Annotated in this window: 17 protein-coding genes; 4 read left to right on the plus strand and 13 right to left on the minus strand. The window is 39.1% G+C overall.

Going from position 1 to position 15,663, the window contains the following annotated elements; all coding sequences use genetic code 11:
* Positions 1–54 precede the first annotated feature (54 nt).
* From DD627_RS08340 to DD627_RS08350, 3 genes are all read right to left on the minus strand, one after another.
* Entirely contained in the window at positions 55–1,173 is a 1,119-nt protein-coding gene (locus DD627_RS08340; protein WP_260274834.1) for a PIN/TRAM domain-containing protein, read from the minus strand.
* 30 nt (positions 1,174–1,203) lie between these two features.
* A complete protein-coding gene (gene radA / locus DD627_RS08345) occupies positions 1,204–2,574 on the minus strand; it encodes a DNA repair protein RadA (RefSeq protein ID WP_068806214.1) in 1,371 nt (456 codons plus the stop codon).
* An 81-nt stretch (positions 2,575–2,655) separates the two neighbouring features.
* Positions 2,656–3,192 (minus strand): dCTP deaminase/dUTPase family protein, encoded by a 537-nt coding sequence (locus DD627_RS08350; protein ID WP_057784529.1) that lies wholly within the window; start codon positions 3,190–3,192, stop codon positions 2,656–2,658.
* Between the two features lie 198 nt (positions 3,193–3,390).
* Here DD627_RS08350 and DD627_RS08355 point away from each other — a divergent pair, with 198 nt between their 5' ends.
* From DD627_RS08355 to DD627_RS08365, 3 genes are all read left to right on the plus strand, one after another.
* Positions 3,391–3,717 carry a GNAT family N-acetyltransferase gene (locus tag DD627_RS08355; protein WP_057784530.1) on the plus strand — a complete coding sequence of 109 codons (327 nt, stop codon included), beginning with the start codon at positions 3,391–3,393 and terminating at the stop codon, positions 3,715–3,717.
* On the plus strand, positions 3,704–4,390 hold the full coding sequence (gene rpiA, locus DD627_RS08360) for a ribose-5-phosphate isomerase RpiA (RefSeq protein WP_057784531.1): 687 nt from the start codon (positions 3,704–3,706) through the stop codon (positions 4,388–4,390). The genes DD627_RS08355 and rpiA overlap by 14 nt, the downstream gene beginning before the upstream one ends.
* Before the next feature lie 100 nt (positions 4,391–4,490).
* Entirely contained in the window at positions 4,491–5,825 is a 1,335-nt protein-coding gene (locus DD627_RS08365; RefSeq protein WP_229923094.1) for a C1 family peptidase, read from the plus strand.
* A 413-nt stretch (positions 5,826–6,238) separates the two neighbouring features.
* On the opposite strand, the gene DD627_RS08370 is transcribed toward DD627_RS08365, so the two are convergent.
* The 3 genes from DD627_RS08370 to DD627_RS08380 all read right to left on the minus strand — a co-directional run bounded on the left by DD627_RS08370 (position 6,239) and on the right by DD627_RS08380 (position 8,974).
* On the minus strand, positions 6,239–6,910 hold the full coding sequence (locus DD627_RS08370) for a 2,3-bisphosphoglycerate-dependent phosphoglycerate mutase (RefSeq protein ID WP_260267861.1): 672 nt from the start codon (positions 6,908–6,910) through the stop codon (positions 6,239–6,241).
* Positions 6,911–6,912: 2 nt separating this feature from the next.
* Positions 6,913–7,956, minus strand: a complete 1,044-nt coding sequence (locus tag DD627_RS08375; protein WP_260267860.1) for a DMT family transporter — start codon at positions 7,954–7,956, stop codon at positions 6,913–6,915.
* A 64-nt stretch (positions 7,957–8,020) separates the two neighbouring features.
* Positions 8,021–8,974, minus strand: coding sequence for an AEC family transporter (locus DD627_RS08380; RefSeq protein WP_260274859.1), 954 nt, complete (start codon positions 8,972–8,974; stop codon positions 8,021–8,023).
* 158 nt (positions 8,975–9,132) lie between these two features.
* Here DD627_RS08380 and DD627_RS08385 point away from each other — a divergent pair, with 158 nt between their 5' ends.
* Positions 9,133–10,236 (plus strand): LCP family glycopolymer transferase, encoded by a 1,104-nt coding sequence (locus DD627_RS08385; RefSeq protein ID WP_260274833.1) that lies wholly within the window; start codon positions 9,133–9,135, stop codon positions 10,234–10,236.
* 72 nt (positions 10,237–10,308) lie between these two features.
* On the opposite strand, the gene accA is transcribed toward DD627_RS08385, so the two are convergent.
* The 7 genes from accA to DD627_RS08420 all read right to left on the minus strand — a co-directional run bounded on the left by accA (position 10,309) and on the right by DD627_RS08420 (position 15,662).
* Entirely contained in the window at positions 10,309–11,082 is a 774-nt protein-coding gene (gene accA / locus DD627_RS08390; protein WP_068806221.1) for a carboxyltransferase subunit alpha, read from the minus strand.
* Entirely contained in the window at positions 11,075–11,875 is an 801-nt protein-coding gene (locus tag DD627_RS08395) for an acetyl-CoA carboxylase carboxyltransferase subunit beta (RefSeq protein ID WP_260274832.1), read from the minus strand. The genes accA and DD627_RS08395 overlap by 8 nt, the downstream gene beginning before the upstream one ends.
* Positions 11,859–13,202, minus strand: coding sequence for an acetyl-CoA carboxylase biotin carboxylase subunit (locus DD627_RS08400; RefSeq protein ID WP_260267857.1), 1,344 nt, complete (start codon positions 13,200–13,202; stop codon positions 11,859–11,861). Before DD627_RS08400 ends, DD627_RS08395 begins: the two co-directional genes overlap by 17 nt.
* A 2-nt stretch (positions 13,203–13,204) precedes the next feature.
* On the minus strand, positions 13,205–13,603 hold the full coding sequence (locus DD627_RS08405; RefSeq protein WP_057784539.1) for an acetyl-CoA carboxylase biotin carboxyl carrier protein: 399 nt from the start codon (positions 13,601–13,603) through the stop codon (positions 13,205–13,207).
* Between the two features lie 13 nt (positions 13,604–13,616).
* Positions 13,617–14,597 (minus strand): beta-ketoacyl-ACP synthase III, encoded by a 981-nt coding sequence (locus DD627_RS08410; RefSeq protein WP_260274831.1) that lies wholly within the window; start codon positions 14,595–14,597, stop codon positions 13,617–13,619.
* 160 nt (positions 14,598–14,757) lie between these two features.
* Positions 14,758–15,258 carry a PTS sugar transporter subunit IIB gene (locus DD627_RS08415; RefSeq protein WP_260267855.1) on the minus strand — a complete coding sequence of 167 codons (501 nt, stop codon included), beginning with the start codon at positions 15,256–15,258 and terminating at the stop codon, positions 14,758–14,760.
* Entirely contained in the window at positions 15,258–15,662 is a 405-nt protein-coding gene (locus tag DD627_RS08420; RefSeq protein ID WP_057784542.1) for a PTS sugar transporter subunit IIA, read from the minus strand. Before DD627_RS08420 ends, DD627_RS08415 begins: the two co-directional genes overlap by 1 nt.
* Position 15,663 lies beyond the last annotated feature (1 nt).

A 15,663-nucleotide genomic window follows, 5' to 3' on the forward strand; every position in this document is an offset into this window, starting at 1 on the left:
TTTTATTGCTTAATCAATTGTACAATTGCCACTCAAATAAATAAAGCCACAATCTTAGCTATTTTCTGAGTTACGCTCACTAATTCCTCGTGTCGAATGTAACGGTTTTGCGAAAATCATTCGCCCGGCATCCGTTTGAAGCGCACTTGTGACAACAACATCCAATTCTTGATTAATGAAGTACTTACCTTCTTCAACCACAACCATGGTACCATCATCCAAATACGCAACTCCTTGTTGCCGTTCTGTTCCGTTTTTAACCACCATCACATGCAGGTTTTCACCGGGAATGACCCGTGGTTTCAATGCATTGGCTAGAGCGTTAATATTTAATACTTGAACATTTTGAAATTGGCTCACTTTGTTGAGATTATAGTCATTGGTGACAATCACCGCATCCTTATCCTTTGCCAATCGAATAAGTTTGCTATCGACTTCATCAATTTCTTCATAATCACCTTCATACATTTCCACCGGGATAACATGATCACTTTGTAATTTGTTTAAAATATCCAAACCACGACGACCACGTACTCGTTTGATACTGTCTGAAGAATCCGCAATATATTGTAATTCATACAAAACAAAGTTAGGAACCAGTAGCGTTCCCTCAATAAAACCAGTCTTAATCAAATCATAAATTCGACCGTCAATCAAAATATTGGTATCCAAAATTTTATAGTGATGAAAATTATCTGAATACTTGCGATCTAAGACGTTTTTGGCATTCTCAGGTTCCTTACGACGCGTGAACAATTTACGCCATTCGTCAGCCTGTGTGGTTCCAATCCGAAATCCCAAGTAACCCAAAGTCAACATTAAAATGATGGGTACAACAGTATTCAAAAAGAAGATTTGTTGACGATAAAACAATGTTGAAATCAAAATTGCCAAAACCAGCCCAACAACCGTTGATAAGCTTCCATATAGCAAACGGACCGGTGGAATCTTTGAAATCTGTTTTTCTAAGCGACTTATTAATCGTTCAATGTAGCCGGCTAAGAACAGTGAAATAATAAAGAAAATAATTGCTCCAACCACGAAATTTGTAACTGAATTACTTAGCCACCAATGATTACCTAACGACAATAACAGCCATAATGGTGGTAACAAAATAGCACCTAGCGCACCACCTGCTAACGCAAAAACGGCCTTAATAATATTCCTTTTCATTAAACATCCCTCCTTTCAAATTTAAACCTACTATTTAAAAATTCTTCGCAACGCATCTGACAAAGTTGCGACACCCACAACCTCGATACCAGTTGGTGGTGTCCATCCTTGAAGGTTGTTTTTAGGCAAATAAATACGTTTGAAGCCCAGCTTTTGAGCCTCAGCCACCCGTTGTTCAATTCGGTTTACCCGGCGAATTTCACCCGTCAATCCAATTTCACCCACAAATGCGTCCATCGGGTCCGTTCCCTTATCGCGGTAACTAGACGCAATACTAATTGCAATAGCTAAATCAATTGCCGGTTCATCCAACTTGACACCACCGGCAGCTTTTAAATACGCATCTTGGTTCTGCAGCAAAAAATTAGCCCGTTTTTCCAAAACTGCCATAATCAAAGAAACTCGGTTATGATCCAGTCCACTAGCTGTGCGTTTTGCATTACCAAAAGTAGTGGGCGTGATTAAAGCTTGGACTTCAACCAAAATTGGTCGTGTCCCTTCCATTGAAACCACGATGGCGGAACCCGTAGCATCTTTTAGCCGTTCTTCCAAGAAAATTTCTGAAGGATTGGCAACCTCTTGCAAACCCGTTTCACGCATTTCAAAAATTCCCAGTTCATTAGTTGAACCAAATCGGTTCTTTACGGCCCGAAGAATCCGATAAGTGTGATGCAAATCGCCTTCAAAGTAAAGAACTGTATCCACCATATGCTCCAAGATCTTCGGCCCCGCAATTGCACCGCCCTTAGTCACATGACCGACAATAAAAATTGTAATATTGTTAGTTTTTGCAATCTGCATCAGTTCGGCAGTGATCTCACGAACTTGCGCTACACTACCAACAGCAGATTGGATATCCGGCTCCTGCATTGTCTGAATCGAATCGATAATCACATAGGTTGGTTTGAGTTCTTTGATAGCCGCTTGGATGCTATTCATGTCAGTTTCTGGGAACAAATAAAAATTCTCACTAGCAACATGTAAACGGTCGGCACGCATTTTGATTTGGGCAGCACTTTCTTCCCCAGATACATATAAAACGCGATGCTTTGTTTCGCTTAGTTGACCAGAAATTTGCAAAAGCAATGTTGATTTTCCGATTCCTGGATCACCACCAATCAAAACAAGTGATCCAGTTACAATGCCACCGCCTAAAACTCGGTTAAACTCATCCAAACCTGTTTTTACACGGGGAGTTTCACTCATATCAACTTGGCTAATTAGTTGCGGTTTGGCTCGGTTACCTTCGAAACTAACTCGAGCTTTGTGATTAACTTTTTCGCTTTCAACCCGCTCTTCAACCAAAGTGTTCCATTGACCACAACTTGGACACCGGCCTAAAAATCGAGGCGAAACGTAGCCACAATTTTGACAGACAAACTGAGTCTTTGCTTTTGCCATAGTAGTATCTGCTCCCTTCAATTTTAGCATATTCTTACCAAAACAATTGGTTTGAAAATATCTTTATAAATCTTTAACTAACTACTTACCAGATGAACCAAAACCACCTACTCGTTTTTCAGCTCGTTCATCTTTTCCGTCGGCCTGTAAATAGGACATGAAGATTCCCTGTCCAATCCGTTCACCTTTTTTAATGGTAATATCTCTTAACCCCATATTAATGAGTTGAAAGTAAATTTCACCTTCATTGCCAGCATTATTATAGTAATCCGCATCAATAATCCCTACACCATTTGGCAGTATCACTCCTCGTTTCAAAGGACTGCTAGAACGATTTGCGGCCAACAAAAACTCGTCATCTTGCATGTATGCTTTAATTCCGGTTGGAACCAAGAAAGGCTTTAGGTCCTTACTACCATTCACCAAGTCAGTTTCACTGACTGGTCGCTTATGATGTAGTGACCAGAGCACCTTTAAAAAGTTACCTTTCCAAATAGAGGGTAAAACAAAATCTTCAGCCGCCTCAAAATCATAACCCGCTGCGTGCTCTGTGGATCGATATGGAAGATTGAGATTTTTATCTTGATATTTAGAAACAATTTCAAAACCACGCTTCATACTTAAAAATTCCCTTCTTATTCATCTAATGATTAATTTCGCATTAAAAGGTTCAATCTTTGTATATTATCCGTTTGAAATGCCGTTTTGTAAACTAATTCATTTAAAAAATAGGGAAATTTAAGTTTCCTAATTGACTTTGCAAAATTCGGAGGTGACAATTAAGGGGAATTAACAATTTGACAAGGAAGTGTTGGGATGAAATTCACTAATGATGGTCAGAAAATTAGTTTTAACTATCAAGATAAAATTGGCGGGTGCGTCACCTATTTTCCAATCCGTGATGACCAAACCTTAGTTATTGAACAAGTTTTTGTGAATCCAGCATTACGTGGGCAAGGCATGGCACAGCAGCTCATGATTGAAATGCTAAATTTTGCAAAACAACAGAACAAGAAAATCTATCCACTCTGTCCATATGCCCGTGCTTATTTGAAAAAGCACTTGGAATACCAAGCTTTAATTGAAAATCATTCGGAAGCAGAAGTTCAAAAAGAAAAGGAGAAAAGTAATGGATCAAAATGAACTCAAAAAATTAGTTGGTCAAGAAGCTGTCAAATTTATTCAAGATAACACCGTTGTGGGTCTTGGAACTGGATCAACCGTAAAATTCATGGTTGATGCCCTAGGTGAACGTGTAAAAAACGAAAATCTTCATGTTATTGGGGTCCCTACCTCTAATCGGACAGCTAAACAGGCCGGATCACTGGGCATCGAAGTAAAGTCGGTTGATGAAGTTGACCACATTGATCTCACAATTGATGGAGCCGACGAAATTAGTGCAGATTTTCAGGGCATTAAAGGTGGCGGTGCGGCTCATCTTTTTGAAAAAATTGTCGCAACTAACTCAACAAAAGTCATGTGGATTGTGGATGAATCAAAAATGGTTCAGACGCTTGGAAAATTTCCACTTCCTTTAGAAGTCATTCCCTATGGTAGTCAACAGGTTTATAAAAAGCTTGCCGCTAAAAACCTCCATCCTGAATTTCGATTAGACGAGGCTGGCAAAAATGTCCTAACCGATTCAAAAAACTACGTCATCGACTTACATCTAGGCAAAATTGAACATCCTCACGAATTGGCTGATTATCTGATCAAACAGGTTGGGATCGTTGAACAGGGCCTGTTCTTAGATATGGTGAATACCATCATTGTGGGTCGCCAGAACGGTCCCGAGGTTATTCAAGCCCGTCCCTAAAGAGTTTTTAATCAAGATTTAAGCATTTACTAATTATTCTTTTTCGACTACAATGTTTATATATTAAAGGTTAGGAGTGAACAAATTGAGTAATAATAGTATTTCTAAAGATCAAGTTGCTCGTTACGCAAAAAATTATAACGAACAAAACAAGTCTAAAGTCCTTGAACGCGCGGTTACTAAGAACGGTATCTTAGCGGCTAGCGAAGGCCTTCGTGGCGGTGCTGATTTCAGTCCCGTTTTCTCAATTGACTTAGAGACAGGTGCTGTTGCCAATCAGAAGCAAAGTGGCCGTTGTTGGATGTTTGCCGCATTGAACACGATGCGTCATCATTTATCTGAAGAATTCAAGATCAAAGATTTTGAACTTTCTCAAAACTACACTTTCTTCTGGGACAAGTTTGAAAAGTCAAACTGGTTCTACGAAAATGTCATCGCTACTGCTGACAAACCAACCTCAGATCGTAAGGTTTCATGGTTGTTAAACGAACCTCAAGGTGATGGTGGTCAATGGGACATGTTATGTGCCCTCATTGATAAATATGGCATTGTCCCTGAATCTGTTTACCCCGAAACTTACAACAGTAACAAATCAAACGAATTCAACACTTTATTAAACGAAAAACTTCGTAAAGATGCCGTTGAATTACGCGAACTTGTCAACAATGCTGAAACTTCAGATGAGCAAGTTCAGTCACGTAAAGAAAAAATGTTGGAAGAAGTTTACCGCATGGCTTCATACAGCTTTGGTGAACCACCTACAACATTTGACTGGGAATACCGTGATGATGACAAAAACTTCCATCGTGAAGCTGGATTAACACCTAAGTCATTCTTTGAAAAGTTTGTTGGTTGGGACCTTAAGAACTATGTTTCAATCATCAATGCGCCTACAGATGACAAACCATTTAACCACACATACTCAATCGAAATGTTGGGTAATGTTGTGGGTGGTCGTCAGGTTAAGCATTTAAACTTAAATATGCATGACTTCAAGCAAGCTGCTATCAACCAACTTAAGGCTGGTCATAGTGTTTGGTTTGGTTGTGATGTCGGTCAGCATTCAGAACCAAGAAAACGTGGTTTATTGGATCTTGGCGTTTACGATGAAGAAGCTTTGTTTGATATTGATTTATCAATGTCTAAGGCAGAACGTTTGGATTACAGCGAAAGCTTGATGACTCACGCGATGGTTATTACTGGTGTTGACTTGGTTGACGGCGAACCAAAGAAATGGAAAGTCGAAAACAGCTGGGGCGAAAAAGTTGGAACTAAGGGTTATATGGTCATGACTGACGAATGGATGAGCGAATATTGCTACCAAGTCGTTGTGGACAAACAATTCTTAACAGAAGACCAACGTAAGGCACAAGCAGAGGAACCAACTCAATTATTGCCATGGGATCCAATGGGTGCATTGGCATATAAGGATTAATGAACGAAACAACACGTTAAAGTCCAAATAAATAAGAGCGCTGTAAGCAGGAGAATTCCTGCTGTAGGCGTTCTTATTTATTTGGACTTGTGTTGTGGAGTTGTCCTAATAGTGAGTGAAACACGGTGTTTAATTTCGTAATTATAAGTGAGATGGAGGTGGGGATCGCAATCCCGCAGGAATCTTACTTATAATTATGAAACTGCTGTGTGGAACTGTCCATTAGTGAACGAAACAAAGCGATTAGTTCGATAAAAATAGGTGAAGCGAAAGTCAGGTGAATTCCTGACTGACAGCTTTACCTATTTTTTGTTAGTTCTGTATTATGTAGTTTTCTACCTTTCTAAACCAACATCAGATAATCAAAAAAGACAGGCACCTCTGAAATTCAGAGGTCACCCGCCCTTACTAATTTAGTCTAAAACTTCTTTACTAATAATATTTAATTCTTCATCGAATTGATAAATAATGGGTTCTCCATTAGCGACTTCAACCCCATCGATACCTTCGTCACTAATTTGTTCCAAATATTTAATTAAGGCTCGCAAGGTACTTCCATGAGCCACAACAAGCTGATTTTTACCTTCTAAAAGCTTTGGTGCAATCTTATCCATCCAATACGGCAGTAACCGATTATAGGCCATTTCAAGGCTCTCGCCCCGTGGCTCAACATCACCCAACTCCACGTAGCGACGATCTGATTCAGTTGTCGTTAAAAGTGGTGGGACGGCTTTAAAACTTCGTCGCCACAAAGCAACCTGATGGACACCATATGTTTTTCGGGTTTCGTCCTTGTTTTGTCCACGTAAAGCCCCATAATGCCGTTCATTTAAACGCCATGTTTTATGAATTGGCAACCAATTTTGATGCATCTCATCCATCACAATGTCTGCAGTGGTGATTGCTCTTTTTAGCATCGAGGTATGGACATCCTCAAACTGAATCCCCGTTTGCAAAATAAGATTACCAGCTTGATGTGCTTCTTGCCTACCCTGTTCGGTAAGTGGTACATCACTCCAGCCTGTATAGACATTATCGCGGTTAGCTACACTTTGACCATGTCGCAATAAGACTAAATCCGTCATTTTTAATCCTCATCTTCAACATTTGAATTAAAGCTTTCTACTTTTCCAATTAAGTCATTTGAATCAGTTTGATCTTCTTTTTCAGGATAAACTGGTTGTCCCATTTCGGAACGAATTGATTTAGAACGATTACCAATAAATGTAATCACTGATCCCATCAAAATAATCACAATTCCAATAATGGTTGGTAATGTAATTTGTTCACTCAAAATCAGTGCTGCCAGTACAGGTGCCAGTGCTGGTTTGATAAAGAATACAAGTGAAGCAGTTGAAACATCTGATGTCTCCATTGCCAAGAAGTAAAATGCAAATCCACCACCAGTGACACAAACACCAATGAAGAAGAGCAATGGTAAGTACTGCCAACTAATATTCTCGAAAACGGGAATATTGACAAACTGCTTAAGATAACTAACTTGACCCATTGAACGACCGATAGCTGAAACATGTGTTAACAAGACAATGGCCAACAACTCAACTGTCCCGGTTAAAAAGGTAAAACAAGTCATTACGATCCCGTTTAAATCTCGTTTTTGAGAACCATAACGGGAAATGATACTGTATAACCCAAACGTTAATGCCGAAGTGACCCCTAAGGTTAGTCCCACGACATTTGTTAAATGTGCAGGGTTAACAATAACCAACAGTCCGATTACTGAAACAACTACTGAAATTAAATTAGCACGTCCTAAACGTTCATGCAAGATTAAATACGAAAAAATTAAGGCAAACACTGGATTGCAACTAAACAATACTGCAACTGTTGCTGCCGGTGAATAAACAATTGCCAATTGATACAATGTCATACTAATGATGACACAGATAAATCCAGTAATCCCGAACAACCTTAAATCTTTCCAATTCAGCTTACGTTGCTGTTTTTTTAGAGAATTCAAAGCGATTGGTAGTAAAACTAATCCACCTACTGCAAAACGAATCAGATTCAATTGAATTGGATCAAATGCGCCGCCCGCCATTTTTAAGGCAATCTCCATCAAACTAAACATTAAAGTTGAAAAACTAATGTAACCGACTGTTTTTCTCAATTTCTTTATTATCTCCCAAATATTTTAAACTAAAGTTCTTTTCCTACTATATCTTTACAAAATCTTAAGTAACCAATCCAGACTTAACAAACATCATTAATAATGGAATGACAATCAAACTCAAAAGTGTGGTTTCCGTAACCATGATGGCCGCATACTTTTCATCGGCATGATATAATTTTGCAACCACTGGTGCGTTTGTCATAACTGGCATTGCAGACTGTAAAATGAAAACTTGTTTCATTAACACTGGCACAGGCATTGGCAATACCAAAAGACTCATGAGAATGGGCGCAAAAATAAATCTTCCAGACAAAACCCCTAAACTATCACGGTTAATTTTGACGTTTTGAATACCAGCTCGTTGAATCGCAAGCCCAATAAAGAACATAGATAGTGGGATTGTTAATCCGCCAATGTACTGGCAATCCGTTAAGATAAATTGTGGGAGTTGGATATGAAAAATAACCAACAACACACCCAAAATAAAACCGAGAAGCGGTGGTGAAAAGATCTTCCCTAATGTCGTCTTTAAACTGAATTGTTCAGTTTCCGTACCATCCCGTTGAATCAGCCAAACACCTAACGTCCAAAAGATTGTGGTGTTTGCCATATAATAAACTAACACATATGGTAAGCTGCGGTTCCCAAAAAGTGCCATATTCACAGGTAACCCAATGAAAACTGTGTTAGAATTTAAAAACATTGATTCAAATAGTCCCTTATGTTGCTCTTTTATTTGCATGACCCGGTACAAAACAGCAGCTAATGCAAATAAAATTAACATCGACAAAACCGGAAAACGCAAATCTGGTAGTGTACTTAGTAGCTTTTTTGCAGTAAAATCATTTGTAATCGTGCTAATCATGTAGGCAGGCAAAGCAATTTGAGTAACTAATTTTGCGATCAGTTTTGAGGAACTTTCATCAAACCACTTTCGCCAAGACAGATTATATCCAACGGCAATCATCACAATAATTATGATAACGCCTTGAATACTATGTATAAAAATTGTGATTTTATCCCTTCCCTAGATGGTGTATGATAAGTGCAACAATGATTAGTATAGCATATTTTCATAGCTTGTTTTCATAAAAAGGCCGCCAAAATATGATGTAACCACGAGGAAAACGTTTTAATTTTTAAAATTAAATAATTGAAAAGAGGTTCACCTTAGTGAGTGAGAAACACATGAAGAGCTCTAAAAAATCGCACAAAAAAATTTGGTGGAGTATTGGCATTATTGCTCTGCTTTTATTGGCCGCTGGTGGTGTTAAAGCTTACACCATGTACACAAGTGCCCAAAAAACAGCAAAACAGGCATATCAAAAAGTAAAAACACCGACCGTTCGAAACGTTGCAAAGGTAATCAAAAATAAGGACCCACTTAACGTTTTAATTTTGGGAACCGATACTGGTGCCCTTGGACGAAAAAACAAAGGCTTGAGTGACACAATGATTGTGGCCTCATTAAACGCTCAAAAAAAGACGACCTATATGACAAGTATTCCGCGTGATACGGAAGTCACCATTAATAACACGACTCAAAAAATCAACGCTGCGTATAATATTGGCGGCGCAACCCAATCGATTAAGACAGTTCAAAATTTACTTGATGTGCCAATCGATTTTTATGTTGTGATGAATATGGGTGGTCTTAAAGAACTAGTTAATTCAGTTGGCGGTGTAGATGTCACACCACCTCTAACCTTTAAATATGGTTCAGCCAACGTGAAAAAAGGTGTTAAAACTCATCTGACAGGTAAAGAAGCCCTTTCTTATTCAAGAATGCGTTACGATGATCCTAACGGTGATTACGGTCGTCAAAAACGACAACGCCAAGTCATTTTGGCCATTGTTAAAAAGGCCCTCTCAATCTCATCAGTCACTCGTTTCCAAAAGATTATGAATTCTATCCAAAAGAACATGAAAACGAATCTAACTTTCAACGATATGTTGGCACTGCGTTTCGCTTACAAGAACGCCTCTCATCATGTTAAGTCTGACACATTGGAAGGAACAAGCGAAACAATTGACGGTTTATCTTATCAAGTTGCTTCCATGGCCGAACGTCGGAAAATTTCAAATAAGATTCGAAAAGAATTAGGGCTGTCCAAAACTAAAAAGCTCACAGCTTCAAGCTCAAGCACAGATACAACCAGTTCATCGACTAGTGAGCAGAGTTCTGCCAGCACATCGACTAGTACTAGTACTGACTCATATGGATATAGCACCTCTAGCAGTGACAGTTCTTATACAGGCGCCCCAACTAGACCATAACGTTTAACCAAACAAAAAAGAGAAGCACTTCAACTTTTATTGAAGTACTTCTCTTTTTTTGCTTGAAATAAGCTATATTTGCGTAATATTTTCAAATTTCTTAAACCGTTGCGTCTTTAACTGCAAGCCATTCAATTTCTCTAGTTCGTTCAAAGAATTTACTATAGCTTTATCTATCCTGTCCATCAAAGTATTCGACGGGGACTCCACTACTATCTGATCTACTAACCCGATTTCTTTTAATTGCTGAGCAGTCATTGGCATAAACTCACTGGCATCTTGTGTTTTGTTCCGGTTTTTTAAAATGGCTTGTACCGCTTCTGGTGAAGCCACCGAAAACAAAGCATTTTCCAGCATTAAAATTTGATTGACATTACTAAACGCTAACGCACCTCCACTATGGCCTTCACCTAAAAATAAGGCAACGTTAGGCACGCTTAGCTGACCCATTTTTAAAATAAGATCTGCAATTGCCTCACTTTGTCCATGTTCTTCTGAAAATGCACTGGCATCTGCGCCAGGCATGTTGATGAGTGAAATAACAGGCCGTTTAAACTTCTCCGCCGCTTCAACGACTCGTAATGCTTTGCGGTAACCAGTCACACGCACAGCGCCACCATTTAATTCGCGCCGTTGCTGAATGTTGCTTCCCCGATTAATTCCCAAAACATTCACTGGTTGTTTGTGAAAGAGCCCAATTCCAGCAGTTAATGCTGGATCATCTCCCAGCAACCGATCCCCGTGAACTTCAAAAAAATCTGAAATTAATTGCCTGATAACTTGCCGGGCCGTCAAACGATTGGGTGAACGAATTAACTTAATTTTTTCTTCTAGCGTTTTAGTCATGAACATCATCCCCACTATGTAAACGCAACAGCGTAATCAACTTAGTTCTCATATTCTCACGTGCTACAACTTGATCCACCAACCCATGGGTCAGCAAATCTTCTGCCGTTTGAAAATTCTCTGCAGGCTTTTCATGGGTGGTTTGGCCAATGACTCTTTTCCCAGCAAAACCAATTTGAGCGTGATCCTCTGCCAGAACATAATCTGCTTTAAATCCAAAACTTGCGGAAACACCCCCCATCGTTGGATCAGTTAAAACGTTAATCACAACATGTTTGGTTGTTTCCAAATCTGGCCACTGATTTAAGATTGTGTTCATCTGTAGTAATGAAAAAATGCCTTCTTGCATTCGAGCTCCACCGGAAGCAACGAAAAAAATCAATGGTAATTGTTGTTCAATTGCAATTTGCATGATTTGTTTAATGGCACTACCTACCGTTGTGTTCAAAGTTCCCATCATGAAGTGACTGTCCATCACACCCATTGCTACTGGAAAGCCACCAATATTGGCGATCCCAATTTTAATAGCCTCTTCGTCATCAGTTGTAGTTTTTGCTCTTTTTAATTTTTCCGAATAACCTGGAAAGTTCAAAAAATTAGTTGTCTGAAACTTCAAATCAATTTTTTGCCAACTCCCAGCATCTACTGTGATTTTTAATCGTTGGTCAGCTGTTAATCGTTGCAGGACACCACAAAATGGACACCGAAAATCCGGTGCCCACTGTAAATCATGCACATGTTTCCCACAATGTTGACAAACTTGCCAACTATTTTCTTCAGGCATATGACTCATGATTTGATTCCTCCATCAGCTTACCTACTGAATGAATATCGTACTGATCCGTAACAAATTTTTGACTGGCCACCACGCGTTTTAATTCAGTTAAATTTGTTCCAATACCACAAACTTCTACTTGGGATAAAGCCTTTTGCATTTGTCGAATCGCCTGATCCCGATCTGGAGCATAAACAATAATTTTTGCCAACAAGCGATCATAAAACGGGGTGACTTTATCACCACTCTGCAAACCAGTATCCACACGAACTCCCGTTGGCATTAAAAATGTTTGCAACTTTCCCGTCTCAAAGACAAAATTTGTCAAATCGTTTTCTGCGTTTAATCGGCATTCAATGGCATGACCATCAAAAGTTACATAGGAAAATCCTAAAGAATTATGTGCCGCAGCTTTTATTTGGGCTTGAACAATATCAACACCACTGGTTTCTTCAGTGATACTATGTTCCACTTGTAAGCGGGTATTCATCTCCAGAAAATAAAACTGGTGTTGAACCAACAAAAATTCGACTGTGCCAAGACTTTGATAATTGGCATCATCCAATAACTGGTGGACCAGTTTGTAAAGTTCTTGGCGCTCTGGTTTTGTCAGTACACTAGCATTACTTTCTTCAATAATTTTTTGGCGATGACGTTGTAAACTGCAATCCCGATCACCTAAAATTAAGAGTTTATCCGGTAGTCCTAACACTTGAACTTCAATATGACGAGCATCTTCAAAATCCCTTTCCAAATAAATCGACCCGTCTAAAAAGGAGGAATCTGCCTCTTCTTTCACAATTTGATATTTAGCAAACAACTCTTTGGCAGAATGTGCCATGCGAATTCCCTTACCACCCCCGCCATGACTAGCTTTCAATAATATTGGATACCCTAGCTTGTTTGCTTGATCATACAACTGAGTCTCACTAGTAATCATGCCTGAGCCTGGAATAATGGGCAATCCCCGCTGTTTAGCAATTCTTCGTGAATTTGTTTTGTCTGAAAAATCATGAATAAGACTAGCTTGGGGACCAATCCACGTCATACCACATTCTTCACACATTTGTGCAAACAGCTCATCTTCAGATAAAAAACCATATCCTGGATGAACTGCATCCGCATTTGTATTGATTCCGGCCATTAGAATTGCTTCTCGATTAAGATAGGAATTTTTTGCACTAGCTGGGCCAATGCAGACAGATTCATCAGCAAGCCTTACAAATTGTGCTTGTCGATCGGCTGTTGAATATACAGCCACAGCTACGATATTCAATTGATGGCATGCTTTAATGATACGCACGGCAATTTCGCCACGATTCGCAATCAATACTTTTTTAAACATAATTACTTATCCTTTTTTATTGATAATAATGGCTGGTCAAACTCAACTGAATCACCATCTTGAACCCTTACGTCATCAATTAGACCACCACGCGGACTAGTGACATCATTAAATAATTTCATACTTTCAATTTGAGCGACGACATCACCGGCACTCACTTTCTGGCCATTTTTCAAAGGTGTTTCGAAGTGCACAATTCCCACCATGGGACTTTTAATGACAAACTCATCAGAAGTTACATCCCTTTGACTTTGCTCTGGTTTAACTGAAACCATTTGTTTAGTTGTGGCATCAAACCCCTTTTTTACATGAATTTTAGTTTGGTCAATTTCAAGTTCTACCTCACTAAAATTCATTTGTTCTAATTTATCTAATAATTTATTGAGATCTTCTAACTTCAATTCTGATAACCTCCTAGAAGCTAATCAACATGCTCGCATAATCGAGACCAGCCCCAAATCCAGTTAATAAAACCTTTTTTGACCGTTTTGGATCACGTTTTAATTGATCTAAGGCCATTGGTATTCCAGCTGATGAGGTATTGCCATACTCCGTGACATTGACCGGAAACTTAGACATTGGAATTGCCAATATATCGCTAATTTTTTCGATAATCCGAAGATTGGCTTGATGACAAATAACCGCGTCAATTGTATCCGCGTTTAACTGATTCTTACTCAAAATTTGTTTCATTTGCGTCGGCACAGTTTCAGTCGCAAATGAAAATACGGACCGCCCATCTTGATAGAAGGCATCTAGTTTTGGATAGTTAGTTGCTGCTATTTCTTGAATGGGAGCAATTCTGCCACTGTGAATGGTTTGATGTTGGCTTCCAACACTCTGCAATTTTTCATCAACAAAAAATTCTTCTTCAGGGTTTCCCGTCACTTCTAAAAGTGCGCCACCAGCGCCATCCCCAAAGAAGACTGCGGAAGTTCGATCTGTGAAATCCATCACCTTAGAATTGGTTTCGCCACTTATAACGAGTGCATTGTGGTACCGGCCAGATCTTAAGAACTTTTCGGCTGTACTTAATCCAAATACAAAACCAGCACAAGCTGCTGAAATATCCATTGCAAACGCATTGTTAGCTCCAAGCTTATCCTGAACAATACAAGCTGTTGCTGGCGTTAAACTATCAGGTGTGATTGTTGAAACCAAAATCAAGTCAATGTCTGTTGCTTTCAACCCACTCTTATTTAAAAGTTGGTTTCCCACCTGCACACATAAATCAGATGTGTTCTCATTATGCATGGCAAAGTGGCGCGTTTGAATTCCTGTATGCATCTGAATCCATTCATCGCTAGTATCCATAATTTTGCTTAATTCAAAATTATCGACAATTCGTTCAGGAACGTAATGCCCCGTTGCTGCAATCTTAACATGTACCGTCATTCTTTCATTCCTCACTTAACCTATTTTCTTTATTTTACCAATCTTTTTGGGGATTGGCGAATTTGAAGAAATTCCCATGTAAATCTTTATAATAAATTAGCTTTTCAGCAAAAAAAGACTGTCTCAGTAAGTCACTCCCTCACTGACACAATCTTCATCACTACAACTTGTTTTTTTCAAGCATTGGCAAGATATCTTTCTTTCCATCACTCGGTACTTTTTGAGCAAACACATTTAATCCCAACTCAGTCAAGGAACGAATGGCATCTACTTCTTTTTCACCGACTGCAATCGTATCATTTAGCATGGTCATGCCTTCAGAAAATGCTAAACTGCCCACATCGATACCCAACGCATGCAAATCAACACCACCCTTAACTAAACGCAGCATATCTTGCATTGTTTCCGTCAACAGTAGAACCTTAAATGAATCAAACATTGGCTCTTGGTAGAGACGCAACATTTTTTCAATGGTGATCACATTTGTAGGAACTCCCATTGGCGACGCCTGTGTAATTAACGTCTTTCGGAGCTCGTCATTTGCCACTGTGTCAGAAACCACTAAAATGCGATTAGGATGCACACTTTTAGTCCATGAGGTAGCAACTTGTCCATGTAACAGCCGGCTATCCACTCGCGCTAATAATATTTCCATTGGCATTATTTATCGCCATCTTGAATTTCTAAATGACGAACCCCTGCTTTAGCAGTTTTTTCCAAGTGATTGACAACAGTGTCAATTGATTGATCACGAACAGTGTATGCTTCAACTAACATTGGTAAATTCAGACCCGCAATCAAGGTCATTCGGCCTGCATTTTCCGCCACAATCTGTGTGGCCACATTAAATGGTGTCCCACCATATAAATCAACTAAAAATACAATCTGATCTTCCGAAGAAAAATCAGCCACACTTTTTTTGTACTGTGCTTCTAATTCTTCCGGATCTTCATTTGGCTGAAAATTAATTGCCTGAACCTCTTCTTGTTTTCCAAAAATCATAAATGAAGAATTCATGATACTTTCAGCAAAATCGCCATGTCCTGCAATAATATATGCAATCATA

Source organism: Pediococcus sp. (assembly GCF_003533255.1).
Classification (GTDB): domain Bacteria; phylum Bacillota; class Bacilli; order Lactobacillales; family Lactobacillaceae; genus Pediococcus; species Pediococcus parvulus.